At 44.0% G+C, this 25,301-nt stretch carries 25 protein-coding genes and 4 pseudogenes; 25 read left to right on the forward strand and 4 right to left on the reverse strand.

Annotated elements, in window-relative coordinates; all coding sequences use genetic code 11:
• The 22 genes and pseudogenes from QCD69_RS21745 to QCD69_RS21845 form a co-directional block, all read left to right on the forward strand.
• Nucleotides 1-782 (forward strand): TIGR02594 family protein (locus QCD69_RS21745; protein ID WP_301253477.1); only part of this gene is annotated, 782 nt, incomplete at its 5' end.
• Entirely contained in the window at nt 779-1,315 is a 537-nt protein-coding gene (locus QCD69_RS21750; RefSeq protein WP_301253478.1) for a M949_RS01915 family surface polysaccharide biosynthesis protein, read from the forward strand. The genes QCD69_RS21745 and QCD69_RS21750, both read left to right, overlap by 4 nt.
• 41 nt (nt 1,316-1,356) lie before the next feature.
• The gene (locus QCD69_RS21755) at nt 1,357-1,908 is read left to right on the forward strand and encodes a M949_RS01915 family surface polysaccharide biosynthesis protein (protein ID WP_301253479.1); all 552 of its coding nucleotides are present in this window, start codon (nt 1,357-1,359) and stop codon (nt 1,906-1,908) included.
• 580 nt (nt 1,909-2,488) lie between these two features.
• Nucleotides 2,489-3,697 (forward strand): hypothetical protein, encoded by a 1,209-nt coding sequence (locus QCD69_RS21760; RefSeq protein WP_301253480.1) that lies wholly within the window; start codon nt 2,489-2,491, stop codon nt 3,695-3,697.
• Nucleotides 3,694-7,176 carry an ImcF-related family protein gene (locus QCD69_RS21765; protein WP_301253481.1) on the forward strand — a complete coding sequence of 1,161 codons (3,483 nt, stop codon included), beginning with the start codon at nt 3,694-3,696 and terminating at the stop codon, nt 7,174-7,176. The genes QCD69_RS21760 and QCD69_RS21765 overlap by 4 nt, the downstream gene beginning before the upstream one ends.
• A 113-nt stretch (nt 7,177-7,289) precedes the next feature.
• Nucleotides 7,290-7,810: pseudogene (locus QCD69_RS21770) on the forward strand (type VI secretion system domain-containing protein); the annotation flags it as partial.
• 30 nt (nt 7,811-7,840) lie between these two features.
• Nucleotides 7,841-8,128, forward strand: a pseudogene (locus QCD69_RS21775) (PAAR domain-containing protein); the annotation flags it as partial.
• 104 nt (nt 8,129-8,232) lie between these two features.
• The gene (locus QCD69_RS21780) at nt 8,233-8,967 is read left to right on the forward strand and encodes a hypothetical protein (protein WP_301253482.1); all 735 of its coding nucleotides are present in this window, start codon (nt 8,233-8,235) and stop codon (nt 8,965-8,967) included.
• Nucleotides 8,960-9,229, forward strand: coding sequence for a hypothetical protein (locus QCD69_RS21785; protein ID WP_253459621.1), 270 nt, complete (start codon nt 8,960-8,962; stop codon nt 9,227-9,229). Before QCD69_RS21780 ends, QCD69_RS21785 begins: the two co-directional genes overlap by 8 nt.
• Before the next feature lie 20 nt (nt 9,230-9,249).
• Nucleotides 9,250-9,352, forward strand: a pseudogene (locus QCD69_RS23005) (PAAR domain-containing protein); the annotation flags it as partial.
• Nucleotides 9,325-9,600, forward strand: a complete 276-nt coding sequence (locus QCD69_RS21790; RefSeq protein ID WP_301253495.1) for a hypothetical protein — start codon at nt 9,325-9,327, stop codon at nt 9,598-9,600. The pseudogene QCD69_RS23005 and the gene QCD69_RS21790, both read left to right, overlap by 28 nt.
• Nucleotides 9,601-9,684: 84 nt before the next feature.
• A complete protein-coding gene (locus QCD69_RS21795) occupies nt 9,685-10,131 on the forward strand; it encodes a polymorphic toxin type 44 domain-containing protein (protein ID WP_301253483.1) in 447 nt (148 codons plus the stop codon).
• Nucleotides 10,037-10,600, forward strand: coding sequence for a hypothetical protein (locus tag QCD69_RS21800; protein WP_301253484.1), 564 nt, complete (start codon nt 10,037-10,039; stop codon nt 10,598-10,600). Before QCD69_RS21795 ends, QCD69_RS21800 begins: the two co-directional genes overlap by 95 nt.
• Before the next feature lie 121 nt (nt 10,601-10,721).
• Nucleotides 10,722-10,910 (forward strand): annotated as a pseudogene (locus QCD69_RS21805) (type VI secretion system baseplate subunit TssE); the annotation flags it as partial.
• A gap of 366 nt (nt 10,911-11,276) precedes the next feature.
• Complete coding sequence (locus tag QCD69_RS21810; RefSeq protein ID WP_301253485.1) at nt 11,277-11,963, forward strand: hypothetical protein; 687 nt, start codon at nt 11,277-11,279, stop codon at nt 11,961-11,963.
• 242 nt (nt 11,964-12,205) lie between these two features.
• On the forward strand, nt 12,206-12,808 hold the full coding sequence (locus tag QCD69_RS21815) for a CDP-alcohol phosphatidyltransferase family protein (RefSeq protein ID WP_301253494.1): 603 nt from the start codon (nt 12,206-12,208) through the stop codon (nt 12,806-12,808).
• Entirely contained in the window at nt 12,801-13,730 is a 930-nt protein-coding gene (locus QCD69_RS21820) for a phosphatidate cytidylyltransferase (protein ID WP_301253486.1), read from the forward strand. Before QCD69_RS21815 ends, QCD69_RS21820 begins: the two co-directional genes overlap by 8 nt.
• Nucleotides 13,731-13,739: 9 nt before the next feature.
• On the forward strand, nt 13,740-14,372 hold the full coding sequence (locus QCD69_RS21825) for a lysophospholipid acyltransferase family protein (RefSeq protein WP_253459645.1): 633 nt from the start codon (nt 13,740-13,742) through the stop codon (nt 14,370-14,372).
• Nucleotides 14,369-16,132 carry a bifunctional alpha/beta hydrolase/class I SAM-dependent methyltransferase gene (locus QCD69_RS21830; protein ID WP_253459647.1) on the forward strand — a complete coding sequence of 588 codons (1,764 nt, stop codon included), beginning with the start codon at nt 14,369-14,371 and terminating at the stop codon, nt 16,130-16,132. Before QCD69_RS21825 ends, QCD69_RS21830 begins: the two co-directional genes overlap by 4 nt.
• Complete coding sequence (locus tag QCD69_RS21835; RefSeq protein WP_301253487.1) at nt 16,125-17,450, forward strand: phosphatase PAP2/dual specificity phosphatase family protein; 1,326 nt, start codon at nt 16,125-16,127, stop codon at nt 17,448-17,450. The genes QCD69_RS21830 and QCD69_RS21835 overlap by 8 nt, the downstream gene beginning before the upstream one ends.
• A complete protein-coding gene (locus tag QCD69_RS21840; protein WP_301253488.1) occupies nt 17,429-17,824 on the forward strand; it encodes a hypothetical protein in 396 nt (131 codons plus the stop codon). Before QCD69_RS21835 ends, QCD69_RS21840 begins: the two co-directional genes overlap by 22 nt.
• 636 nt (nt 17,825-18,460) lie before the next feature.
• Complete coding sequence (locus QCD69_RS21845; protein ID WP_283547420.1) at nt 18,461-19,270, forward strand: DUF6387 family protein; 810 nt, start codon at nt 18,461-18,463, stop codon at nt 19,268-19,270.
• Nucleotides 19,271-19,463: 193 nt separating this feature from the next.
• Here the strand turns inward: QCD69_RS21845 and QCD69_RS21850 are convergent, their stop codons facing one another.
• On the reverse strand, nt 19,464-20,297 hold the full coding sequence (locus tag QCD69_RS21850) for a hypothetical protein (protein WP_301253489.1): 834 nt from the start codon (nt 20,295-20,297) through the stop codon (nt 19,464-19,466).
• Complete coding sequence (locus QCD69_RS21855; protein ID WP_283547422.1) at nt 20,297-20,719, reverse strand: hypothetical protein; 423 nt, start codon at nt 20,717-20,719, stop codon at nt 20,297-20,299. Before QCD69_RS21855 ends, QCD69_RS21850 begins: the two co-directional genes overlap by 1 nt.
• A gap of 405 nt (nt 20,720-21,124) precedes the next feature.
• On the opposite strand from QCD69_RS21855, the gene QCD69_RS21860 reads away from it, so the two are divergent.
• The 3 genes from QCD69_RS21860 to QCD69_RS21870 all read left to right on the forward strand — a co-directional run bounded on the left by QCD69_RS21860 (nt 21,125) and on the right by QCD69_RS21870 (nt 22,617).
• On the forward strand, nt 21,125-21,337 hold the full coding sequence (locus QCD69_RS21860) for a helix-turn-helix transcriptional regulator (protein WP_116197327.1): 213 nt from the start codon (nt 21,125-21,127) through the stop codon (nt 21,335-21,337).
• Nucleotides 21,338-21,377: 40 nt separating this feature from the next.
• Nucleotides 21,378-21,989 (forward strand): hypothetical protein, encoded by a 612-nt coding sequence (locus tag QCD69_RS21865; RefSeq protein ID WP_301253490.1) that lies wholly within the window; start codon nt 21,378-21,380, stop codon nt 21,987-21,989.
• 220 nt (nt 21,990-22,209) lie between these two features.
• On the forward strand, nt 22,210-22,617 hold the full coding sequence (locus QCD69_RS21870; RefSeq protein WP_301253491.1) for a hypothetical protein: 408 nt from the start codon (nt 22,210-22,212) through the stop codon (nt 22,615-22,617).
• Nucleotides 22,618-22,801: 184 nt separating this feature from the next.
• On the opposite strand, the gene QCD69_RS21875 is transcribed toward QCD69_RS21870, so the two are convergent.
• On the reverse strand, nt 22,802-23,956 hold the full coding sequence (locus tag QCD69_RS21875) for a hypothetical protein (RefSeq protein WP_301253492.1): 1,155 nt from the start codon (nt 23,954-23,956) through the stop codon (nt 22,802-22,804).
• Nucleotides 23,957-24,206: 250 nt separating this feature from the next.
• Nucleotides 24,207-24,788 carry a DUF4755 domain-containing protein gene (locus tag QCD69_RS21880; RefSeq protein ID WP_301253493.1) on the reverse strand — a complete coding sequence of 194 codons (582 nt, stop codon included), beginning with the start codon at nt 24,786-24,788 and terminating at the stop codon, nt 24,207-24,209.
• Between the last annotated feature and the right edge of the window lie 513 nt (nt 24,789-25,301).

The raw sequence follows: 25,301 nt of genomic DNA on the forward strand, positions 1-25,301 counted from the left end.
ATGTTGAAGATATTGCGCGGCAGAATAATATATCAGATCCTAATAAAATATACCCAGGACAATCAATTTCTATAGACAAAAATGGTAGTAACACTGCGGGCGAGACCAAAAAATCAGCAGTTAATCCACCAACCTCAAAAAAAGTGAGTAAACAACAGAAAAAAAATAGCGAAATCAATACTCATAAGAAAGCGCTAGAACCGGTTGGAGGAAAAAATTCTGGTAATCCGATTGCGTTACTCCCTCATGATCAGAGAGAGGCTCCATGGATGAATATAGCACTGAGTGAGGCAAAAAAATGGCATGGGACTAAGGAAAACCGTATCACTAGTAATTACCATGCATTAATAGGTCATGGATGGTTAAAAAATCTAGTTGGAACATTAAATGCCTGGTGTTCGTCTTTTGTAAATTATTGCTTTCAAGAGAGTGGGTATCATAAAACAGTTCCAGACCCGTATCGTGCAATTTCTTTTTTTAGAGATAGGGGCAATTTTTTTGAGATCAAAAAACCTATTTACGGTTGTGCCGCATCATCAGGACATCACGCAACTTTTGTATATGGCAAATCGAAGTCGGGAGCATTAATTTGCTTGGGAGGGAATCAAGGTGACACGATAAAATTCTCTCCCTTTAATGGTTTGAGATTTTTTTTACCAGTGGCATACAAAGGATATTACGAGTCAAACGCACATAAAGAATTAGAAACCTTTGATGTAAATGAGCTCAATGAAATGATTGGTATTCATTCCAAAACAACTGGACGTGAGAGTACAAGATGATTCTAAAAATAACACTTACTTTAATTTTGGTGGCTTTACCTGTAATTAGTGGTTTTGCATCTACCCTTACCAAGGAGTTTGATCGCCCGGATGGTACTCATAAGGTGAAAATTGATATTAACGAAGAAAATTTTGGCAACATTAAAAATGCAAGAATTACCGCTTCGGAATATGTAAGAGACAAAAAGATATGGAGTCTTGTCGATTATGTAAATAAATGCCCGCTTGATATAAACATGGCTTTGATTAAGGACTCGTTCGAGATTAAAAAAATCAATGGCTCATTTGATGCAGTGTTATTTTCTTATACCATAGGTTGTGTGGGTGGTCTTGATCCAGTTACTGTAAAATATTTTGCTTACGAAAATGGTGTGAAACATTCTCTTCGAGGAGAAGAACGGATGATTACACCTAATGGGGTGATTGATGATAATGTTAAACCGGTGCCTGATACTAATTTGAAAAATAACATCCTATTATATAAATACATGACCAGTAACTGGCATAAAGCGTCAACGGTTGTTCTGGAATAAATCTGTTTTGATTAAGTATTTAGTAAACCTGGCAGGCCAAAATGAAAGTAGCAACAGTGGTGATTTGGAACCTAATTATTACTTTTACGTTTGTATTATCCCAATCAGCTTTTGCAAGTTCTGAATCCTTCCAAAAGGTATGGAATGATAATTCCGGTAAACATGTTCTAATTATAGATAAAAAACTTGATAGCAAAGACGGTGGAGTGGCCTTACTTGTTAAACAAGTCACAGGGAACAGTAACGATTGGATCCTTAAGGATTTTGTCAGAAACTGCGACGAAGATATAAAATTAGATATTTTACCTGATTCTGTCGAGGTGAATAAAAAATTTCCTGATGGTGTGGGAACCATTTTATTTGCCTACAAAATAGGGTGTGTTGGTGGGGTTGACCCTGTAACTGTAAAATATTTTGCTTTTAAAGATAGTGTAAAATATTCGTTAAGGGGAGAAGAGCATATTATTGTCGGTAGTGAGGGATTCGGTGGGGAGAAGATTCCAGTGCCTGATTTCAATCTCAAGAATGACAAATCTCTTCTGAAATACATGATGGGAAAATGGGATTCTATTTTCACAACAAAAGTGAATTAAATCGTGTGGTTTTAAGTCATAAATCTACAGAGGAGCCATTTAGCTTAGTGATATTTTTAAGGAGAGAGGGTGAGGTGGTTTATAGCGATCGTTTTGCTTTCTGTGATTTCATTTAATGCTTGTTCGGTTGATGTTGAACTTATTGAAGATGACGCAATTGGTATAAAATAAAAGTCAGTAGTTAAAAAAATATATTTGGATACCATAGTTAATGGTTATAGAGTTAAATGTGACGGTTCAAAAATAGTCATATGGGAGAAGCCAAAAAGATAAATGAAGAGAACTCTCAAACTACCAATATAATACTAATTAATCTTAACGCTCTTATAAAAATATAGAGAAAAGTGTTAGTGATGGTGTTTTCGATGTGAATTATCTGAGGTCTATAGCCCTTGCATATCTTGATAATAACCAAGGTTTTTTATAGATCTGGCTAATGGGGATTTTATTGGAATTAGCTCAGCATTCGATTCTTTAAGCGATAATAATTTTGAATTATGCACTGGATATAAATCATGGCAATCCAAAAAGTATAGATGATTTTGATTGTTTTAGATAATTAAGTAAGCAAAGGATAATCATGCCATATACACTTAAATATTTACCAGAACGCTATCCCAGACCTAAGCCTCTAAAATTTTCTCGTTGGCTTATTGCTCTGGTTGCCATGCTTTCGGTCAGTGTTATATTAATGCGTATATTTGGGCGTTATGTTGAAAATCTGTATTTTTGGAAAATTTCTTTAGGTGTGCCTGTTGTTTTGTGGAGTGTTCCGTTTGCTTCTTGTCTGCTTCTGTGGGCATTGCAGGATAGCAAAGCAAATGCTTTCGACAAACAGCGAGAACAATGGATTCTTCGAGAAACCCGTAATGCACGTCGTGCACTGCAGGTGCTGAATGCAACATTTATTACCGGCCACTCATTAGTTGCTCAGAAAGATACAGCTATTGCCATGCAAAATAACGATAGTATTATTGTTTCGCAGGTCGACCGGGATGGTAATGAAAGCTCCAGGATGAGCCAAATTTCTTCTAGCCCGCAGGACTCGCTAAAATTCGTAATAACGAATATTTTTTCGAAGTTGATTACTGGCATTCCTTTCGCACGAATCCCTGACAAAGTACCACTGGTAGTATTTTTTGATGTAACAACATCGCTGCCTCTGGAGAGTATTCGCCATTACTGGGATGAGGCCTGGCAAAAGAACAATATTACTCTTTCTGTTGAGTATGGTGAAAGGAGTGGGCTCAGTGTAATTGACCGCTGGTTGAATGAACGCATTAAAGATAAAGCAATGTTATTGATTGTTGGCCTCCAGATTGACCCGGTTGTTTCAAACAATACTGCTGAAGCAGCCGTTGCTCTGCTTCTTGGCAACCGCCTGACCCAGGAGGCGCTCGAACCTCTCGCGTTGCTGCACCGGCCTGATCCTGCTCCATCAGGTGAACTGCGCGAGGGGATGAACATGGCCGCCTGGAACGTCCCGCTCAAAGAAAATATCGTGAAAAATTTATGGCTTGCCGGTCTTACGGGTAAGCAGCGCGCAGAGGTTATCGAGTGCCAGAATGCTCACCCTGCGCAGTCTGTAGAGGACGAAGCCGTCATTTCGCTCGATATATCCATGGGACATGCCGGAGCCGCAGCCCCCTGGCTGGCTATCGCTGCCGCCACTGAAATCGCCCGACAAACTCAGTCACCACAGATGATTATCTGCGGAGATACCACACAGAATGTGCTGTGGAGCACGCTCATTACCCCGATTGCTTCCCGACAGGAGATGGATCCGTGAAGCTACCTTTAGCACCGAAGACTACGGAAGGCCGCTATCTTGCTGTCGCATTGATTTTCTTTTTGCTGTTAGCCGTTATGACGTTCATGGTCTGGAAGCATCCGGATACTGCCGGGATTGAAGACGGTAGTCAGCAGCAAATTTACTGGCTTATCGCTGGCGGATGTATTTCAGGCTGTGCCCTAATTGTATCAGTGGTGCTTCTGGCGGCAGTACGTAGTGTCGGTAAGCAGGAGTTTAATGCGCTTGTCGACAATACCAACGGTGATGATGAGAAAAAGAAACGGGAAAATGATAAAGCGCCTGTTCATCCTGCGGTGGCCATGTGTGACAGGATTCGGGGGCATCTCCGCTCCCGTATTGGCCTTTACTGGCGTCGTAAAACCCGCCTGTTGCTGATTACCGGTGACGAAGCTGCGATTGAACAGCTGGTACCCGGCCTGCAACAGCAGCAGTGGCTTGAAGGCAACCGTACCGTGCTGATTTACGGCGGTAGTCTGACTGCTGAACCGGACAAGGGAAAATATACCGCGCTACGCAAACTGCGTCGCGGACGCCCACTGGACGGTATTGTCCGCGTCTTACCTCAGTCACTTAACCTCACACCTCAGATTAGCGATAACGATTTACGCGGGCTGGAAAAAATCAGCGAATTACTGCGCTATTCCGCCCCGGTCTGGCTGTGGCAACTGTGCGACAGCAAGTGGTCGCAGGCAAAACGCACTGAACAGACGGTAGGTGCCAGTTTCCCGCTGCGTGCTAAGCCTGACGAAATTACCCGCCAGCTTGAGCTGATGCTTCCGGCCCTGCGAACGCAGGGGATGAGTCAGGTCGCTGAGAACAACGGCCACGACTTCCTGCTGCGCCTGGGCCAGCACCTCAAAGACGGCGGTATCGCCCGCTGGACTCAGCAACTGGTGCCATGGCTGGCAGCCTCCCAACAGCGCGTTCCGCTGCGTGGCCTGATGTTTAGCCTGCCGGAGAATAAACCCGCCGCTATCGCAGGAGAAACAGCCGGTGCTGCAGCTGCCAACGCTGAGAAATATATCCCGGAATCACAACGCCATGCGCTGACCCTGCCGGTGACCTGGCAGGGGATCGTTGATGACTGTACCCGCGTGCGTGGCCGCCGTGTCGGTATGGCGCGGGAACAGACGCTGGCCTGGACACTGATGGCCATTATCGGTGTCTGGGGGGCGGGGACGCTGCTGTCGTTTGCGGTCAACCGTCTGCAGATTGTCTCTGTGGCGCAGCAGGCGCATGCTCTGGTGGAGCATTCTTCCGTATCGGATTACCAGCTGACGGCTCTGCATATGCTGCGTAATGACGCCGGCCGCCTGCAGCACCATATTGAGGATGGTGCCCCTTGGTACCAGCGCTTCGGTCTTGACCATAACCAGCAACTGCTCGATGCGTTGCTGCCCTGGTACGGTGTGGCAAACAACCGCCTGATACGTGACCCGGCGAACGAGGCGCTTACGCAGAAGCTCAGCGCGCTGGCAGGCTCTGTACCCGGCAGCGACCAGCGGGCACAGCTGGCGAAGCCGGGCTATGACCAACTGAAAGCCTGGTTAATGATGGCTCGTCCGGATAAAGTCGACGGCGCGTATTACGCCCAGACCATGAAAGCCGTGCAGCCGACGCGGATGGGCATTTCAACCGGCCTTTGGCAAAGCCTGTCGCCGGACTTGTGGGCCTTCTACATCACCGAACTGCCTGAGCAACCACAGTGGAAAATCAGGCCGGATGCGCAGCTGGTGAGTCAGAGCCGCCAGGTACTGTTGCAGCAAATTGGACGGCGTAACGCCGAAAGCACCCTGTATGAGAACATGCTCAAATCGGTGCGTCGTAACTTTGCCGATGTGTCTCTGGAAGACATGACCAGCGGTACCGATGCGCGGCGACTGTTCACCACCGAGGAAGTGGTGCCAGGCATGTTTACCCGTCAGGCGTGGGAAGGGGGCATCCAGCAGGCTATCGCAAAGGCTGCAAATTCCCGCCGGGATGAAATTGACTGGGTGTTGAGCGATTCCCATAAGGCCATATCAGCTGACCTGTCACCGGAAGCCCTGAAGGCGCGTCTGACGCAACGCTACTTCACCGACTTTGCCGGCAGCTGGCTGAGCTTCCTCAACAGCCTGCGACTTAACCAGGCAAACAACATTGCTGACGTTACCGACCAGCTGACGCTGATGAGTGATGTCCGGCAGTCGCCACTGATTGCCCTGATGAATACCCTCGCCTGGCAGGGGCAGACCGGCCAGCAAAGCGAAAGTCTTTCGGATTCCATCATCAAATCGGCTAAAGATCTCGTAGGCGGAAAAGATAAACCCACGATTGAGCAGTCTGCGTCAGGGCCGCAGGGGCCGCTGGATGAAACCTTTGGTCCACTGCTTCAGCTTCTGGGTAAAAATAAAGGCAGTAACGTCATGTCGGCTGACACCTCCCTGAGCCTGCAGACGTATCTGACCCGTATCACCCGCGTGCGTCTGCGACTGCAACAGGTGGCCAGCGCCTCAGATCCGCAGGCGATGATGCAGATCCTGGCGCAGACCGTATTCCAGGGCAAAAGCGTGGATCTGACAGACACTCAGCAATACGGCAGTCTGATTTCGGCAAGCCTTGGCGAAGAGTGGAGTGGTTTTGGCAACACGATGTTTGTGCAGCCGCTGACCCAGGCCTGGGAGACTGTGCTTCAGCCGTCGGCAGCCAGTCTGAATGATAAATGGAGCCGCTCGGTTGTCGCGAACTGGCAAACTGCTTTTGACGGGCGTTTCCCGTTTGCGGCCAGCAAAAGTGATGCTTCTTTACCCATGATGGCTGAATTTGTGCGTAAGGACAGCGGACGTATAGAGCGCTTCCTGACCACGGAACTCAGCGGTGTGTTGCACAAAGAGGGCAGCCAGTGGGTACCGGATAAGGTCAACAGCCAGGGGCTTACCTTTAACCCGGCCTTCCTGCGGGCCATTAACCAGCTGAGCCAGCTGTCAGACATTCTGTTCACCGATGGCAGTCAGGGCATCCGCTTTGAGCTGCAGGCGCGTCCTGTACCACAGGTGGTGGAAACTCAGCTGACTATTGATGGACAAAAGCTGCACTACTTCAACCAGATGGCCGACTGGCAAAGCTTCCGCTGGCCGGGAGACACTTACAAGCCGGGGACTATGCTGACCTGGATCACGGTCAATGCCGGAACGCGTCTGTTCGGGGATTACAGCGGGGCCTGGGGCTTTATTCGCTGGCTGGATCAGGGCAAGCGCCAGCAGCTTAACCGTAGCCAGTGGATGATGAGTTTCACCGCGCCAGATGGTCGCACGCTGCAGTGGGTACTGCGTTCACAACTTGGAAAAGGTCCGCTGGCGCTACTGGATCTGCACGGTTTCACATTACCGGATCAGATATTCAGTGTCGACAGCGCGGCTACCGCTCAGGCGCTGATGGCCAACACCGGAAACAGTGACATGGATGAAGTCGAATAATAAGCACTCTGCAAAATCTGGTCGCCGCCTGTCAGACTAACGACAGCAACAGGCACACGCACGGAAAGCTGGCAGCCCTGGCTTGCTGCGGTAAGTGGCACCAGTCCGACCGGAGAAGACCCATGCTCAAATGCCTCTATCTGCAGCAGAGCTGGCTGGAGATTCTGGAGCAGGCGGACAGCACTTTCTCGCGTGGCGCCAATCACCTCTGGCTGGATTTGCAGTGGTATATCCATCAGACGATATTCTGGCCCTTGAGCCGGAAGCGCTGGAGAAAGCAGACAGCGAAGGCCTGGATGCCACGCTCCACTGGCTGCAGACCCGGCCAGGAACCGACTCTATAAGAGACAAATGGCTGCTGCGTCTGCTGATAGCCCGTGTGGCCGAGCAAAAGGGCAAAAATGAACTGGCCCTGCATCTGTTGGATGAACTCGACAGCGCCGCACAGTCAATCACCCTCACGCAGTGGACACAGGCACTGCTATTTGAAGTGAAATTGCGTTGCCTCAGACTGCTGTGCATGAAAGCCACACGCAGTGAAACCGATAAATCACAGCTTCAGCCGGAGATGGACCAGCTTCTGTCCGGTCTGATTGCGCTCGATCCGGCAAGCAGTGCGGTGCTTTGCGGATAACCCGGACAGAATTCAGCTAAAGGGAAAAATATGGCAGCAGAAGGCTTTTATCTGGTGCAGGGCGACAAAACGACCTGCGGAGGGAAAATCACCACGGGCGCAGAGGATCACACGCTGTTTGATAAACCTGTAGCCCGAGAGCAGGACAGTGTGACCTGCGGTAAACATGCCGGGCTTTTCAGGATAGCCGGTGGCATTGACAACGATACCATTCACGACAGGCGGATGGCCGGGACTCTCGACAGCTACAGCACCTGCCCGTGCAGGGCGAAGTTTATTCCGTCTATGTGGAATGATACGTATGAGAAAAATGGGGGGGGGGGGCGGGATCACCTTCCACGAATTCACTAGCGAAAAATGCGGCGCAGCTGCTTAACAATGCTATAGATAGCACCCATGCTGCTCAAGGTGACTTTGCGGGAATGTGTTTTGCGGAACCAAATGAATTGCGTAATGGTGTTTTTCTTTGGACAGAAACACAGGGAGCAGGGCATGTCTTCGTTTCAATTCACGTCAATAGCACCGTTTATGTGTTTACCTATGGTAGGTATGATCAGGAAGGGTTTAGCCCTTTTGGCGAGGGCGTATTAATTAAATACTCCGGTGAAAAAGCTGATACGTTTTACTCAAAAGAACTCTATCGAATGGGATCGTCAGTTTATAAAATACTAGACGTTGATGAAACAGACACGTTATCAATATTTAGTTCTTTATGGGCGTCCAGTGATGTTCGTCCTGATGGTGAGAACACTAACCCTGATATAAAAGAAAATGGTCGTATCATTGATATCTATAATCTTGCTGTCAACAATTGTACGACAACAACAGTGACAGGCCTTAAAAAGGCAGGTACAGAAATGTTCGATGTGAAATTACTTAATTTATTTGGCTACAGTGAGGATTTTGCAATCCCCTCATCTTTGAATGACTATCTGATGGATTTATCCAAAAATCCTGCTGATATGCGAGTGATAAGAATGACTGATGAATTTATAGCTAAGTATCATAACTCTTCTGATTGTAAGAAAATTGAAGGCGCTGGCAGTGGTAACGAGACAGCCGGTACGATAGGTAAGGGAAGTGGGCTCGCAGGGAAGGGATCAAGCGGCTATGCTCCGACCACATTCACCCAATCCCAGGGAGTAGAGAATGATTAAGAAGCTACTGTTTGTTTTTCTGCCTGTAGCGCTGTTTTTAGTTGTCAGTACAGGTGTACTTTCTCTTTCATTTATGGATATAAAATATACTTATGAACCAGCGTTAATTGGCTCTCATCTGGATTATCTTGTTGGCGAAACCTATTCCATAGCCTGGTTGTTCTACGGTGTGTTAAATGTTGCGTTTATAATAATATATGTTATTTCTTTTTTTATTTTTAACAGGCTGAGCAAAAAACATCGATCTTTATCCTCTCAATGAACTGCTGTGACAACGATACCATTCACGACAGGCGGATGGCCGGGACTCTCGACAGCTACAGCACCTGCCCCTGTAAGGCGAAGTTTATTCCGTCGATGATGGATGATACGTATGAAAAGAGTGGGGGTAGTGCAAATTCTGCTGAGGGAACAACGGCAGCTACAGCCACTTTATCAGCAACTACTCCACCAGTAACGACTACCGGGCAGTCGTCAGATCTTAAGAGTAAACTGCATTGTCGTCATACTGACGGCGCTATAAAGGTTGCTGACTATATACTCAATGAAATTAAAACCAATGTCAGAGGTCGGATTGCAAATGTTATAAGAGGTTATATCGATGATGAAACCATGAAAAACACATTAAAATAATGGAATAATCTACCTTTTTACGCGAAATTAGCTCCTCGTCCTGATCCTCATCTTTCTGAAGCTATAATTGTTTGGTATCAAACAGTGAAAACAGGTTCCGTGTGGGATCATAAGCCAAAAATTCGTGATATGTTTGGTTCAGTAGCTGTTGCGCGACCCCTCCCTGGTAATACTCCATCTAAGTCTTATTATCATAAATATAAACATTATGATTATTTTTATGATATTTGGTCAAATATCCACTATGGGTATGTCGGTCTTAGTGTTGGGTTTAAGGAAAATTTATTGTTATCGGGCTCGATATGGGAGCAAAACATGACCCCAGGAGCTGTCGGAAATGATACATTGGATGATGTGACTAGCATGAAAATTGGTTTTTCGTTGTATCATCGGCATGGGAAAATGGCAGATACACTAACCACTCAGGATATTCTGAATGCTTTGGATAGCACAGCTGAAGAATCACTTCCAGTTTCTAAGCAGAAGCACTGGTGCTGGAATAATAAAAACCCTAAAAAAATCGAGCCGTAGATGCCATGAAAAAAAAGCGATATTAACATTCATCTTTCTTCTTATTGCAATTCTTGTGCTTTTTTTTATTCCTGTAAGGCCGGTAGTCATCGTTCAGAACACAACGAAAGAACGTGTGTATTTGTACATCAATGAGAGTGTTTACGGTATCGAACCAACTCCTGAGGAAGTTGATGAAATAATAAGGGATCGTCCTGATATAATCGAGTCGGGAGAAGAGGTCAGGATAAAAAGCTCTTTTTCATCCATAATAATGGATAATTATGAATTAAGTATTGGTTGGTCAACCGGTGGGCGGTTTGAGTATAATTCAAATGGTGGCGGTGGGGTAGGTTTTCGTTTGTCATCGAAATCAAATATATGTTCTGCAAAGCTAATAATACAGCCAGGGTATAATCACTTTAAAATGGTTGATCAAGATCAGGGTATATGTCTTAAAAAGCTTTCTTTTATTAAAGGTAACCATTAAGAAATGCAAAATTGATTGAGCTTGATTAGAGTGAAAGCGACGACCAGATTTCGTCACAAAGGCGGAATGATGCGTCATGAAGCGCCGGAATATTACTACCACACCCGCGTGCCAAATACGGCCACGCCTGAAAAAAATAACTGTTGTCCTGCTGGCGTAGAACGTCCCCGGCGAGCTGCGCTATGCCATTGATGTCGAGCTCAAGAGTATTGGCCTTGTGCGCTATGCAACAGAATTTGCACCAGAAGGACGGGTTCTTCTGCGACATCTTAAGCAACAGCAGTATCTCGACACGACAACTCGTATGTAAGGCAAGATAACACTATGTCAGTAAAATCACAGTTTCTCAAAAAATTGCAGGCCAGACAGCCCGCTGCGGCTTCATTTGTCAGTAAGAATCAGGCTTGGTTGATTTTAGCGCTCCTTGCATAGCGGAACCGGAATGAGTAATCGTTATTTTTTTTGCCTGTTAGTCATTGCGTATTTACCTGGCGAAACAGTCAATAGCTGACAGGAAAAAATCCCGAAATAACGAAATAAATCACGGATCCGGAAATGCGAAAACCCGACAGCCAATATGCGTTCCTCTTTTATATGGCGATCAAGGCCGGATAAGGGGTTATCGGCGTCAATCGATAGTTCTGAGATATTAATACTGTTTATAAAAGGAATAATTTTGAATAATTTTGTAAGAAAAATGGATAATGTTCTTTTGTTAGTACTGACCGTGCTGGCTTTATCGGGTTGTGCAACAAAAAACCTGAAAAATGACATAAAACACCATGAAAATGGCCGGACGTTGTATAACAATGATGTGATCACTGCAGCAACCATCACCGAATCGGGAAAAGAAAATTATAGCTGGGTTTTTATTGGCAATAATTTTGATTATGCCCTTACCTCAGGCGCGAGTGATTTTTTGCGTGCACTGGTGTCTGGTAAAATTGATAAGGCCAGGGTCAGGGTATCTGAAGATGGTACATTCACGCTGAATAAAGAAAAAAATCAGTTCAGCGGGGAGGTTACCCTGAAATATAGCTATCGGGATCAGTCTGAGAAAATGCTAATCTTAAATATCCTCAAACTATCAGAGTGGTATTGCACCGGTAATAATAAAGGTGCTGGTGAGTGCGAAATCAAACTCTCTGGTCTGCAGGGAACCATACATCAAAAAGCGCATGTTCCTGCTGATGTCTTCCGGTTTGACCATCCGATTAAGGTGAAATTCTATACCCGCAATACTCTCTCCGCGAAACGACTTCTCTATCCGGCTGCAGTGGCAACGGACGTTGTGCTGTCTCCACTGTACCTTCTTGGCGGTGTCGCTGTTTTATCTGTCTACGGCATTATTCTACTGCATTAATAGTTATCCATTATTTTTGTGGGAGAGTTCAGCGGCTTGAGTAATGAAAGAACTGTCAAGGAGGATTAATGAGGAAATGTGCAGGTATACCTGCGCGCCATTAAATTGATGGTGATGACATCTGACGCCATAGCTACCATATTTAAAGTATGCGGTGATTTCACTGTATTTTATCATTGGCAGTAAACATTAAAATGCCAGATGGTGAATTTTTTCTGATAAATGGACTATCAAATTACAATATGACTCTTTACGATATTAAACCAAAATTTCAGGATTTATTACGGCCTTTAGTCCGCGTGTTATTTTTCCGGGGCGTAACGGCCAATCAGGTGACCGTCAGTGCGGCAGTCTTCTCGGTAATACCTGGCGCAGGGCTGATGCTATTTCCCGACCCCCGCCTTTACATTTTACTACCTATCTTTCTGTTTATTCGTATGGCACTGAATGCGATAGATGGCATGCTGGCGCGAGAGTTTAATCAGAAGAGTCAGCTCGGAGCCATTCTTAATGAGGTCGGGGATATCATAGCTGATGCAGCGCTTTATCTGACATTTGCATTTTTAACCGGGGTATCACCGTGGCTGGTTGTGCTGGTGGTGTTGCTGTCGTGGTTGACGGAGTTCTGCGGCATCATCGCCCAGACGCTGACGGGTAGCCGAAATTATCGTGGTCCGATGGGTAAAAGCGACCGTGCCTTTGTTTTGGGGGCTTTAGGTTTGTTTATCGCGCTTTGGCCGCAGTACAGCATCGTGACCAATATCGTCTTTAGTGCCTCGGCAGTGCTTCTGGCCTGGACCTCGATCAATCGTTGCCATAGCGTGCTGGTGGTCAAAAATGCCTGATTCTCTGTACACATTGTATTACTGCCTCGGCGGGTTCTTCAGCATTTTATTGCTGGCGACTGTTATCCTCTGCGTCTTAAAAAAATGCTGCCCGCAGCGCGACTGGCTTGAGCTTCAGCAACGTATCAATAGCTGGTGGGTTATTGTTGGCTTATTTACGCTGGCGATGCTTTCATCCAAAGGGCTGGCGCTCGCCTTCTTCGGTTTTCTCAGTTTCCTGTCACTGAAGGAATATTTAACGCTGGCACCTACCCGCCGCTCCGACAGCGTGCCGTTGCTGTGGATGTATGCCGCGATCCCGCTGCAATATATCTGGGTGGGCATGTCATGGTATGGCATGTTTATTATCTTTATTCCGATTTACGTCTTTTTATTCCTGCCCGCCCGCATGGTGCTGGTAGGCGATACGAAAGGATTCGTGCACTCTGCATCCGTCATGCACTGGGGCATGATGACTACGGTCTTTGCTTTAAGCCATGTAGCTTTCCTGATGATGTTGCCAGGCGTGGATACTAAAGCTGGCGCATTACTGGTGATATTTTTGGTGGCGACCACCGAGCTTAACGACATAGCGCAATACCTGTGGGGGAAATCGCTGGGTAAAATCAAGGTCACGCCGAAGGTCAGCCCTAATAAAACGCTGGCCGGATTGCTGGGGGGCGTGCTGACCACTACGCTGCTGGCTGCCATTTTGGGTCCGCAGCTCACACCAATGAACTGGCTCCATTCGTCAGGGGCTGGAGTGATTATCGGTCTGGGCGGGTTCTGTGGCGATGTTGTGATGTCGGCCATCAAGCGTGATTTTGGCGTGAAAGACTCCGGGAAACTCCTGCCGGGGCACGGGGGTATTCTTGACCGCCTGGATTCGCTGATTTACACCGCGCCGCTGTTCTTCCACTTCTATTACTACTTCTACGTATAAGGGGCGCAGATGAACCGTTTACTGCGCTGGATCTTTACCCTGTGCATCGCGTACCCCGTAGTCTGGATTTGGCTGGGCGTTCGCGTGTCTGGCCGCAAAAAGCTGCCTGTGGAAGGCCCGGCAATTATCGTGGCGAACCACAACAGCCATCTGGATGTGTTAACGCTTTTCACGTTGTTTCCACTTTCAACGCTGGTGAACGTGCAGCCCGTGGCGGCGGCAGATTATTTCCTGCGAAACAAAGTGGTTGGCTGGTTTGCCCTGAAGGTCATAGGCATCATTCCTGTTTATCGCGGAGCCCATCAGGCAAATCCGCTACAGGCCTGTATTGATGCGCTGGCAGCAAAGAAAATTGTGATTATTTTCCCTGAAGGCACGCGCGGCGAGCCGGGGAAATTCTCAGAGATCAAATCCGGCATCTGGCATTTAAGCCAGCAGTGTCCGGAGGTGCCGATTATCCCCGTTTACATGCACGGCCTGGACCGTTCGATGGGCAAAGGGCAGAAAATCCCCGTCCCGTTTTTTATCGACATCTTCATTGATGAACCGCTTTTTTACGACGCGTCTAAAGTCACGTTTAAACAATCGTTATTCACTCGTTTCGTCACATTACAACAGCAGGCGACAAGGAAAGTCCCATGAGTCAGGAAGCACGTTTATTTCAGGAAAATACATTCGTAACCAGCGATGGAGAGTCGCTCTATTTTCGCCATTGGCCAGCAATGAAAGGTAACGGTAAAAAAGTGATTGTGCTGTTTCACCGTGGACATGAACACTCCGGACGGCTGCAGCACATTGTCGATGAGCTGGTCATGCCCGATACGCATTTTTACGCCTGGGATGCTCGCGGTCACGGTCAGTCTCCGGGCGATCGTGGTTACAGTCCAGGCCTGGCCCGCTCCGTTCTGGACGTGGATGAGTTTGTAAGTTTTGTGGCGAAGGACGCGCAGGTCAGCCTTGAGGATATCGTAGTGATTGCGCAGAGCGTGGGAGCAGTTCTGGTATCCACCTGGGTTCACGACTATGCGCCGAAAATTCGGGGAATGGTGCTGGCTTCTCCGGCTTTTAAGGTCAAACTGTATGTGCCGTTCGCTCGTACGGGCCTTGGGTTGATGCAGCGGCTCCGAGGTCTGTTCTACGTTAACTCCTACGTGAAAGGGAAATTCCTCAGCCACGATCCGGAGCGTGTCGCCAGTTTTGAGCAGGATAAACTCATCACGCGGGCAATCGCGGTGAATATTCTTCTCGATCTCTACAAAACGGCTGAGCGCATTGTTTCCGACTCTGCCGCCATTACACTGCCGACTCAGTTGCTTATCTCTGGCGATGATTTTGTTGTGCATGCGAAGCCGCAAAAACAGTTCTACGCCGGTTTGCGCAGCGTTATCAAAGAGCAGCATATTTTGCCTGGCTTCTATCACGATACGCTGGGCGAAAAAGATCGCGCCCTGGCCTTCGATAAAATGAAAACCTTTATCGACAAACTCTACGCGGTTCAGCCTTACACCTTCGATTACAGCCATGAAGACCAGTGGAGCCCGAGCGCCGACGCGTACCGTGAGCTGCAGGCACCGCCCAAAGCACACTCGCTGGAGGGCATGTTCTATTCCTCATTGAACTATGGCATGAAAACGATCGGCAGACTTTCAAAAGGTATGCGGCTAGGCTATGAAACGGGCTTTGATTCCGGCAGTACGCTGGATTATGTGTACCGTAACTATGCGGAAGGCAAAGGTATTCTGGGGCGCATGATTGACCGGCACTACCTCAACAGTATCGGCTGGCAGGGGATCCGGGTACGAAAAGTCAATATCCAGCAGGTCATAGAGCAGGCGGTCACAAGGCTGAAAGAGAGTGATATGCCGGTACGTGTGGTGGATATCGCGGCTGGGCACGGGCGCTATGTGCTCGACGCACTGGAAAAACATCAGGATATCGAAAGCATTCTACTGCGCGATTATAGCGACCTGAACGTTGAAAAAGGGCAGGCCTTGATTGAAGGGCGCAGGTTGAGCCACCTCGCTCAGTTCAAAAAGGGTAATGCCTTTGACTATGACTCTCTTGCCACGCTTGATCCCGCGCCGACACTGGGGATCGTTTCCGGGCTGTACGAACTCTTCCCGGATAACGCCTTGATTAAAGCCTCACTCGCCGGGCTGGCTGCAGCAATACCACCTGGCGGCGTACTGGTCTACACCGGGCAGCCCTGGCACCCGCAGTTAAAAACCATCGCTTATACCTTAACCAGCCATCAGAACGGCATTCCGTGGATGATGCGTGTGCGTAGTCAAAAAGAAATGGATACGCTGGTGGAACAGGCGGGCTTCGAGAAATGTCATCAGGCGATTGATGAATTTGGTATTTTCACCGTCTCACTGGCCGTGAGAAAGCAGCATGGTTGAGTCGCCGCTAATGCAGAACAAATGCAGCCTCTGGAAACAGGGGCTGTGCTGGCTGGTGCTGTTGGGACCGCTTTTTTTCTTTAGCTATGGGCAGGTGAATCAGTTCACGGCCACGCGTCATGATGTGGGGAGTGTGGTCTTGGGTTGGGAACATGCCATCCCGTTTATGCCGTGGACCATTGTGCCTTACTGGAGCATAGACCTGCTGTATGGTATTTCGCTGTTTATCTGTACATCAAAGCAGGAACTGACTCGCCATGGCTGGCGGCTGCTTGCCGCATCGCTAATTGCCTGCTTAGGCTTTCTTCTGTTCCCGCTGAGATACACCTTTATTCGCCCGGAAACGCAGGGGATGTTTGGCTGGCTGTTTCAACAGCTCGAACAATTTGATTTGCCTTATAACCAGGCTCCATCGCTGCATATCATCCTGACATGGCTGCTATGGCTGCGTTTTCGTCAGCATCTGGGAAAAGGCGCAGGGCTGCTTTCTGGTGCGTGGTTTTTACTGATAGCTGCGTCTGTAATCACCACCTGGCAGCACCATGTCATTGATGTAATTAGCGGGTTTGTTGTCGGGGTGATGATTAGCTATGTCATTCCGGTTGAAGGCCGTTGGCGATGGCGGCGCCCGTCTGCTCACGCCTTGCTGCTCGTCATGAAATACTGTGCTGGTGGGTTGGTGTTTTTACTGGCGGCATTATGGCGCTCACAGGGCTTCATTTTGCTGTGGCCTGCTGTGGCATTATTGGTGGTGGCAGCGGGCTATGCCGGACTCGGCGTGTCGGTGTTCCAGAAAGACAAAAACGGCGAGTTAAGCCTCTCTGCCCGCTGGCTGTTGTTTCCCTATTTAGCCGGGGCATGGCTTTCAAAAAAATGGTTTTCCCGACGAATAGCCCTGAGCAACGTTATTTATGACGGCATGGCATTGGGCCGGTTCCCGGACAATACCGTGGCGCAGGCCGCTGTCCTCGACCTGACGGCTGAATTTCATAAAATCAGTTGCAGGACAAAGTGCTGGGAAGCTTATCCGATGATGGATTTAGTTGCACCGGAAATTCAGAGTATCCGGCAGGCCGTCGCCAGGCTCCGCCGGTTGCGGCAAGGACATAAAAGTGTCCTTGTGTGCTGCGCCTTAGGCTTATCCCGCAGCGCAACCGTTGTTGCGGCCTGGTTGCTGAGTGAAGGGCATGCCAGGTCTGTAACGCAGGCTGTGGCGCTAATCAAATCCCGGCGCCCTCAGGTGGTACTGACGCCCGCTCATATCCAGGTTCTGGAAAGATTCAGCAGGGAGCTGCAATGTCATCAGGTATCACCATGACCAGAAAAATCATGCAAATTCATCTGTCGAGCTGGCGCTATTTCGCTGCTCTGACGCTGCCGCCGTTAGCACTGATTTTTAACCTTTTGTTTTCAGCCGATTGCGTGTTGCTGATGGGACTCTTTTTGCTGACTCATTACTACTGCTGGCGTCTATGGCTGGATGAACGACTTTTTCAGCTCATTGAGAGTGAAAACGACCTCATTGAGTTTGATAACGGGATTGCGCATTTGTGGGCAAAAAGAAAGGGGAGCACTCGCTCTCTGGTTGAGCGTTGGTACGGGGCTAAGATTTTATTTTATAAAGCTATTTTTTCATTGTTGATGCTGTGGCTTTTTTCATCGTGCATGATCATTTACAAGATTTCAGGTTGAGTAGTCAGGACTCAAATGACTTTGAATCCCCGTATGCTTTTAACGTTAATTTTTAAGGTATTACATCATGAAAAACCCCTGTAAGGCGTTGTTTTTAAAAGGGGATAGGATAAAGAGCCTTTCAGCAACAGGCTGATTTAATACATCGCTGCCCCAGCGGGGATACAGGCTATTGATTCAAAGGTGCTGGTAACTTTAAGGGCATTTTGGAACCATTGAACAGGACAAGCTCTCACTTAGGCCCCAGGCGCTTATTGATTCACATTGAAGTGGGTAGACATCAGTTGACGTCGCATAGCCAAAATAGAGGGTTTCTCACTGATTACAAGGGGTTTTATTGAATTCGGTACATGACACGAGATGTGTACATGGTGTCCCTGCAGGAATCGAACTGGTGTTTAAGTTGCTGATTTTAAAGTATTTAATTGAAGTTAAACTTTTTATACCATCATAGATACCAACATTCAAAAATAACCTTAAAAACTGTTGTGAGACACTTAAAAAAGCGTCTTAATTATACTCAATTTTATCAGCCGTTGTTACTGTTTCACAGCTTGTTGATTGAAGAGCTGGTTCAAGGTGATGATGAGCTGACTTCTACATTGAGCTATAAAAACACAAATGTAAGGCCTCGGTATGGATACGGTTCAGATCTACAAAGAGCTACAGGCTTGGTTTAACTACGACAACTATGTTGATGTTGAGTCTTGCACTTTGAAAGGTTTACATAAGGAGTTACAGGTCAGAAAGAACATCCTCGATTCAATTGAGTTTTTTGGAGAAGGGGATGTTTATTTTGACCAGATCCTTGCAGGTAAGCCTTTAATCAGTAAAACGTTTGATAGCAACACTCATCTGACGGAAAGCCAAACTCACATACGACAAATCACCTTCAATCATGTTGAAGCACTCAAAAGATCTCTTGGGATGTTCTCTCAGGAATCGTTTGTCAAAGGAACTGATCAACTTAAGAAAGAGGTTAAAGAGCAGCCACTCACTCAAAGTATGAGAACCGTTTTTCTGGGAACCAATGAAAGCCGTGTATACACCTACTTTGACCTCGAAAGCTCATCAGATGAAGAAATCATAGGCTCGCTTCGTGCGCTACTTCCTGTGTGGAGGAAAGAGTATGGAATCAAGGGCAGGAAGCAAGAGGCTTTCGGTCTGGGAAAGATTCTAAAGTTGGTTGACTACCGTATCCTTCCAATGATTGATCTGCTCATGTGGGCTAAGTTAAATGATGTCTCTCTTTCAAACACCATCCTTTCCAGAGTGCTTTATCCTAAGCTCACAGATGAAGTTAGAGGAGATGAGCAACTAAAGGACACAGATCGTCCAATAGCTGAAAAAGCATTGTCAGGTGAGACCTGTAATAATATTGAGAGTTTCATCAACAAGAATCGGCATCTAATGGAGAGTAAAATAGCTCAGCTGAGAACATTGTAATAGGGTAAATTATTTGATAAAAAAAATCGGTTTTTTGATTTTGTCATTATAAAATATAAGGTGTGGTTTAATTTATTAATCTTACTGGAGATGGTTAGGATGTGCTAAATTATAGTTTTAACGAGGTTTTATAAATGGAAGGCAAATTTATTCACTATCTAATTTGCCTTTTAGTCTGATTTGATTAAATAAACTATCCGTTTATTGTGTGTAGAGAGGAGCTAAAAAAATTATAAATAGCATCTAAGTTTTGGAAAGGTTTGCTTTTATCGATATCCAAATTTTCATTTATGTTTTCTGTGTTAGAGATCACTTTAAGCAATTTGTCATTTTGAACCTTTTGCATGTGTGATTTATTAGGCGAGAATTTGAAAGCAAAATCCCTACTGGATGATTTAATCATATCCTCAAGGCCATGATCAAAGCTCTCTTGAGTTACTTTTGGTCGATGTGGATGAGGAGTTCTTATTACTGTAGATGTGAAATTCATCTCAGTGTATAACCAGGGTGAGTAAGTCCCATCACTATCATTATTACTTGCATTAAGTGAATTCTGAGTGTTTAAGAACCAACAGCTATCACTTTTGAAAATACCATCAGTTAGAGCATTAATTAACACTATATAAAAGTTACTTGCTACCCTCATGCTTCTCTTATAGTCAAGATAGTTTGAATTATCATCACACTTACTGTGCAAATGATTAATGTCACTAATGGCTTTATCAACAAATCCCCAGAATTTTGAATCAATAAAACTTTTAATTCCATACTTTTCATACAATCTGTTAGCTATATAGATAGCTTTCTTTTCATCTTTGTGACTATGAGAAATGAAAATATGGCACCCTGTATCTGGAAACCAATTTTCCAAAAACTCCTTGTGATCTATAATTGCTACTTCTTTACCGTCAATCGCCTGTGTGGTTATTATTTCCTTAAGTTTGAGTTCAATTCCATCTGTCTCATATATTAACTCTTCGTTTTCAATCTGGTAGTTTTCAACTTCAATATCATAACAATTTAACATTATTGTAAACATCCTCTTGCTATCAAGTAACTAAAGATAATTAGTGAGCTGTAAAAAGGTAATACGCTTATTGAAATGTAAGCATTTAACATGTTGGCGTTGACGTTTTCAGTAGATATGATTGTAAGATTTTGTTTTACGTTTAAATCTGAAATTCCACTTACTTTGTTATTGTACTCGTTACGAAATAGTCTTTCTTGCTTGAGGTAGTAAGCATCTAAAATACTGAAGAGTATATTTAGAAAGATAATTAATAACCATAACTGAGTGAGATAGTCATTACCAGATTCTTTTTTTGAAACAGCTAAAATCACACCAGTTAAAGACATGCTCCACCCTTTTAGAAAAAGGGAATTTGCTGCCATTCTTTTTATTATTTCCTGTAAATACCCTAAAGCTGCAATTAAAGATGTTTCAGACATAATAGACTCCGTTAAACGTGTTGTGGCCTAAAGAGGTTAATTAACTTATGTGTTAATAGTTAAGGATATGAAAACATATTATCACTCTATCCCTATTATTTTTTTCAATATTAATAGATGCTAAGTAATAGTTTGGCATTGATAGCAGTTAAAATCCATAATTTTTGTTTATAAAATTAGTTTTTCAAGGGGCTGTCGGAGTAGCGAAAGCGATAGTTATGCACTAGGAATGCTAAATTGTTAATCAAAAGGTTTTTTCTCTTGTCAAGAGTCTCCGCGAAAAATTTTATTAACCTATAAAGTATGCTAAGAAATTTCAGATAAAAAAAATGTCCACCAAATCCCTTCAAAGCCTTTTCCCGTCTACTTAGTATCAACTCATCGACAAGACGAGGAGATACAATCATGAACACATCTATTAAACAAACCACACGACTCATCCGCTTACCAGAAGTCATGCATAAAACAGGTTACAAGAAAGCATGGATTTACCGATTGATTTCTGAAAATAAATTCCCTAAACCTATCAAATTGGGCGCAAGGTCAGTAGCTTTCATTGAGATTGAAGTCGATGAGTGGATTTCTGACACCATTAGCAATTCGAGAACAGCTTCATAGTTAGGCTCCAGACGAACAACATCGACAATGTGGGGACAATATGGAAATCAAAGAATTCCTAAATATTGGGAATCTTTCAAGGCTGGTGAGTCAAAAAAGCTTTGATAAGATTTTTAATGCTGAAGCTATCAGGTTATTACCTGTTGATGCATTGAGTATAAAATCTGTGGCATGTTTGAGCTATTACCTCGAAGATAGTGAATACAATCCATTCCAATTTTTACCTGAGTTAAATGAAGATAGTCGAAACTATATCTATGAAACCATAATGTCAGTGGTCAAATGTAATGAGTTACTCAGAGGGTTATCAAAGAAAATCACACAGAATGAAATTAATATCGCTGTAGAAAAGACTGAAAAAGGCGAAGATCATGTATTGCTCAGTAGCTTAAGTGTGCCAAAAGGGATGCTGGACCATTATGTGAAAACAATGCCATGTCTTCTCCCAGATGAAGATTCATTTATGACAGATGACATTAATCTTCTCAAGCTAAGCACTGAAGATATAAGTAAAATTTTGCTATGTGACATGTTGGAAAGAGGAGCATTGATAATTCATATGGGAGATGAACTCCGCAGTAAAGCTAAAGTTATTCAAGAGGAATACTGGAATCAGGTGGAAGATATTTACTATGGGAGAGCGGCAAGATGAATATTTATTTAAAATCTCATGATTTAAAAAATGTAAAGTTTTAACATCAAAAAACATAAAAACTTAACAGAATACTTTCCAAATTAGTTTTTGGCGGCGCTGTATTACTTATTCAATAAGGCTTTATTAGTTTTTCTTCTTAAATCGGGTATGACTACTTGTAATATTATGATATTTCTTTAAATGTCAGGATGACATTCACAAAAGCAAGGATGCTACTATGAATAAATTAAACAGATATTTGCCAGATCAGAAATTTTTGATACTTCTCAATCGCTTCATTCTTAGATACGATGAATCAGACTGCAATAAAGAAAAAATCGTAAAAGATGCCTACCTGTTCTGTGTTGGATACTTTTTGAAGTATCAGCAAGACTATCAGAATCCCTACCTGAAGGGACCAAACAACATTATTGCAGTTTTGAGTTCTGCTTTACTCAGTCCAAACTTCTATACAATACCTTCAACTGTCAGTCTTGAACGAGTGCTGTATTTCTATAAGTTTATTATTGAATACATTATCTGGAATGAGTATGAAGTAGAAAGAATATTTGCTACTCAAAAAAAAAGCTTTACGCCTTCACCAGAGCTTAAAGCGGATGGTTTCAAATTGAAGAAAAAGGTATAGGATATACTTTTTATTCAATATGGCGATACAATAAATATGCCATATGATCTTTACACTTAACTTAGGGCGAGTGTTCTGCAAATGAAAAAGATGGCATGAAAGAAAATTGCTACGTATGGATTAATAACTAAAGATTAGAAAGCAGGATCATATTTATAAAAATAATTACGATCCTTTAATTTATTTAACTCATGTCATTCCATTGAATGATTTTGTTTTTATCAAAAACAAAACATGACTGCATTTTTCTTTCCAACTCCTTCAAAATGTCCGTGTCAAAGCTTGGATCAAATATTGAAAATTTCCTTGCTTCTTTGTATGTTTTTTCAATGCCCAATGGACATACTAAGCTGACATTTTTATAAGCGAAAAAAGTAATACCTTTTATTGTGTATTTGTTTTCACTTTTATCAGCTTCTTTTTGCCAAACAGGGTTGTTAAAAATCTTTTCAGAGTAGTCTCCTGATTTAATGAAATAATTATGCTCTCTATAATCAGTTAAACCTGCTAATTTCATGGTTATATCTATAATTATTATAGGTATTGGTTTTATAACAAAAGAAATAGGAATTAATAATAGCAGCGCAAATCCTATGGCCAAACATTCTCTTTTAAAAGATGATGTTTTTTTGTCATCTCTCAGAAAAATAGTTGCAGGTATCTGAGAGAACATTATAACAACAACAGAGATCATTACGACACTCATAAAGCTAAGTGGTGATGTTTCATTATTTATTTTCAATAACGGTATAAAAAGTGCCAATGCCGTTATTGGAGCAAGTGATATAATGGTAATTGATATAGGTGTTATTAAGAAATAGGCCTTGAGCTTTCTCATGAGACTGATTCTATTTTGTTTTATTTCCTTCCTTTTGCTTAGGTAAAGGGAGGTTAAGTTGATTACTATTATTGCTATGAAACTTAATAGCATTTCAGTTCGTGTGGGATCTAAAGAAAAAAAGTAAGTGCCAGTTAAAAATATAGCTAAAGTCAAAAGTGAGGTTATAAATACAGCTTTTATAGAATACTCAATTGTTTCAGGGAAACCGTCTTTTTTATAAAACTTATTATTAAAACAAACCACCATAAGCAAAGACGGGGTGTAAAAAATTAATAAAAAAAGAAAAAGCGATATAAATAGAGAAGCTGTTATTATGTCAAATGATTTTTCACCTTCTAATGCAGCATGGAAAACGTCAAGTCTTCCTAATCTGTCAAAGTATATCCATAAACTTGTGACACCTAATGAATATATCAGTCCAGCTATAGGAACTAAATTTAATAATTTAAAAAATAGTGAATGATATTTTTCTTTATTTGAATCTACGTTACTAAGCACTTTCTAACATCCTTATTCAATTTTTCATCGCCCGTTTTTATCAAAGGACTATTTTCAATGAAGGTTTTGCGAGCGACATTTCCAACAATATTTGTTGATACACTATCGAAAGTGCCCTCTATGATTCCGCCTATAATAGGTATCATATCGCCAAAGTTTATAGCAACTTTTTCACCAAACTTCGTCAGCAGCCTAAAAAAACCAATCAGGCGATTGGTTTTTTAAGTCACTGATAAATAATAAATAAAATTTATCTGTTAATTAAGTTGTCAAAGATATGCATCCATCTTTTAAGCTGAAGCTCCGTATCTCGAATGCCTTCCTGAGAGTTGAAGTCGCCATGCTGCGGGAAAAACATTACTCTCCACTCAGGATGCTGAACATCATCTACTGCGATGTAAAAGCCTGACTCTCTGAAATCATGAGTGCGGTCGAGTTCTTTGTTGATACCAGCCCGTTCTCTCGTAGTAGACAAATCGTATCGCCACTCTTTGATTGCTGAGAACGGATAGGTTTTTTGTTTGTTCTCTTCCTTGAGATGGATCAGTCCCCGTTTTTCATCGAGCTTCATAGCAGTTGAACCGAACTCATGGCTCCACATGCCGTCAGACTCTCCGAACACATCTCTGGTGCTGGCATTCCACTTCTTAATTCGGAATTTTTTGTAGGCAAACATCAAGAGCATGATGCTTGCGAAAATCCATACGATTGCAAGCTGGACCAACCCCTGAATTCCAGAGAAATAGAAAATGACAATCGGAAGTGCAATTGCAATCCATACCCGTTTCATCATAAGGAAGTTGGGCTGTTTTACTTCAGTTGTTGCTGTCATAGGTTCGTCCGAGGTTAGTTTCTCTGAATCAAAGGCGCACGTATGCATCAGCTTATTCTGCTGATAAATCAGTGTGCTAGGTGGTTTCTTTTGAAGTTACATTACGGCTAGGAAACAGGGTCTAGCAAATCATTTATACCGATCGATTGCTTTCTTTTGATAGTCAATGACTATCATCAATAGATAATTGATCAGTAATAACGATCGATCGTTTTTATCTATCAATCTGATTTGAAATGAAAATATTTGTTGTGTTTGGCTTAGAGAATCATTTTAACTATCTGAAAACTAGCCGTTTAAAGAGGTTTAAATTGCGGTTTTCTTGCCGAGTTTTGAGAATTTACCTCAGGAAACTCTGGTGTTTCAGAGTTGCCAGTTCGTATTGCTGTATAAATGACATTACTTTTGAGAGGATTGAGTATCGTTGAACTAACAGCTTGAATCGCCACGGATAATCTAGACACTTCCGAGCCGTTGATAATACTGGTTTTCATATTCTATCGGTGACATTTG

This window comes from Erwinia sp. PsM31, assembly GCF_030433775.1.
GTDB lineage: Bacteria > Pseudomonadota > Gammaproteobacteria > Enterobacterales > Enterobacteriaceae > Erwinia > Erwinia aeris.

Bases quoted from the DNA above. Each gene is read 5' to 3' on its own strand.
- QCD69_RS21800 (WP_301253484.1), top strand. From the start codon at position 10,037: ATGCTTTGGATAGCACAGCTGAAGAATCACTTCCAGTTTCTAAGCAGA.
- QCD69_RS21840 (WP_301253488.1), top strand. From the start codon at position 17,429: ATGTCATCAGGTATCACCATGACCAGAAAAATCATGCAAATTCATCTG.
- QCD69_RS21830 (WP_253459647.1), top strand. From the start codon at position 14,369: ATGAGTCAGGAAGCACGTTTATTTCAGGAAAATACATTCGTAACCAGC.
- QCD69_RS21820 (WP_301253486.1), top strand. From the start codon at position 12,801: ATGCCTGATTCTCTGTACACATTGTATTACTGCCTCGGCGGGTTCTTC.
- QCD69_RS21870 (WP_301253491.1), top strand. From the start codon at position 22,210: ATGAATAAATTAAACAGATATTTGCCAGATCAGAAATTTTTGATACTT.
- QCD69_RS21860 (WP_116197327.1), top strand. From the start codon at position 21,125: ATGAACACATCTATTAAACAAACCACACGACTCATCCGCTTACCAGAA.
- QCD69_RS21825 (WP_253459645.1), top strand. From the start codon at position 13,740: ATGAACCGTTTACTGCGCTGGATCTTTACCCTGTGCATCGCGTACCCC.
- QCD69_RS21815 (WP_301253494.1), top strand. From the start codon at position 12,206: ATGACTCTTTACGATATTAAACCAAAATTTCAGGATTTATTACGGCCT.
- QCD69_RS21880 (WP_301253493.1), bottom strand. From the start codon at position 24,788: ATGACAGCAACAACTGAAGTAAAACAGCCCAACTTCCTTATGATGAAA.
- QCD69_RS21835 (WP_301253487.1), top strand. From the start codon at position 16,125: ATGGTTGAGTCGCCGCTAATGCAGAACAAATGCAGCCTCTGGAAACAG.
- QCD69_RS21755 (WP_301253479.1), top strand. From the start codon at position 1,357: ATGAAAGTAGCAACAGTGGTGATTTGGAACCTAATTATTACTTTTACG.
- QCD69_RS21865 (WP_301253490.1), top strand. From the start codon at position 21,378: ATGGAAATCAAAGAATTCCTAAATATTGGGAATCTTTCAAGGCTGGTG.
- QCD69_RS21850 (WP_301253489.1), bottom strand. From the start codon at position 20,297: ATGTTAAATTGTTATGATATTGAAGTTGAAAACTACCAGATTGAAAAC.
- QCD69_RS21760 (WP_301253480.1), top strand. From the start codon at position 2,489: ATGCCATATACACTTAAATATTTACCAGAACGCTATCCCAGACCTAAG.
- QCD69_RS21790 (WP_301253495.1), top strand. From the start codon at position 9,325: ATGATGGATGATACGTATGAAAAGAGTGGGGGTAGTGCAAATTCTGCT.
- QCD69_RS21780 (WP_301253482.1), top strand. From the start codon at position 8,233: ATGTGTTTTGCGGAACCAAATGAATTGCGTAATGGTGTTTTTCTTTGG.
- QCD69_RS21845 (WP_283547420.1), top strand. From the start codon at position 18,461: ATGGATACGGTTCAGATCTACAAAGAGCTACAGGCTTGGTTTAACTAC.
- QCD69_RS21855 (WP_283547422.1), bottom strand. From the start codon at position 20,719: ATGTCTGAAACATCTTTAATTGCAGCTTTAGGGTATTTACAGGAAATA.
- QCD69_RS21785 (WP_253459621.1), top strand. From the start codon at position 8,960: ATGATTAAGAAGCTACTGTTTGTTTTTCTGCCTGTAGCGCTGTTTTTA.
- QCD69_RS21750 (WP_301253478.1), top strand. From the start codon at position 779: ATGATTCTAAAAATAACACTTACTTTAATTTTGGTGGCTTTACCTGTA.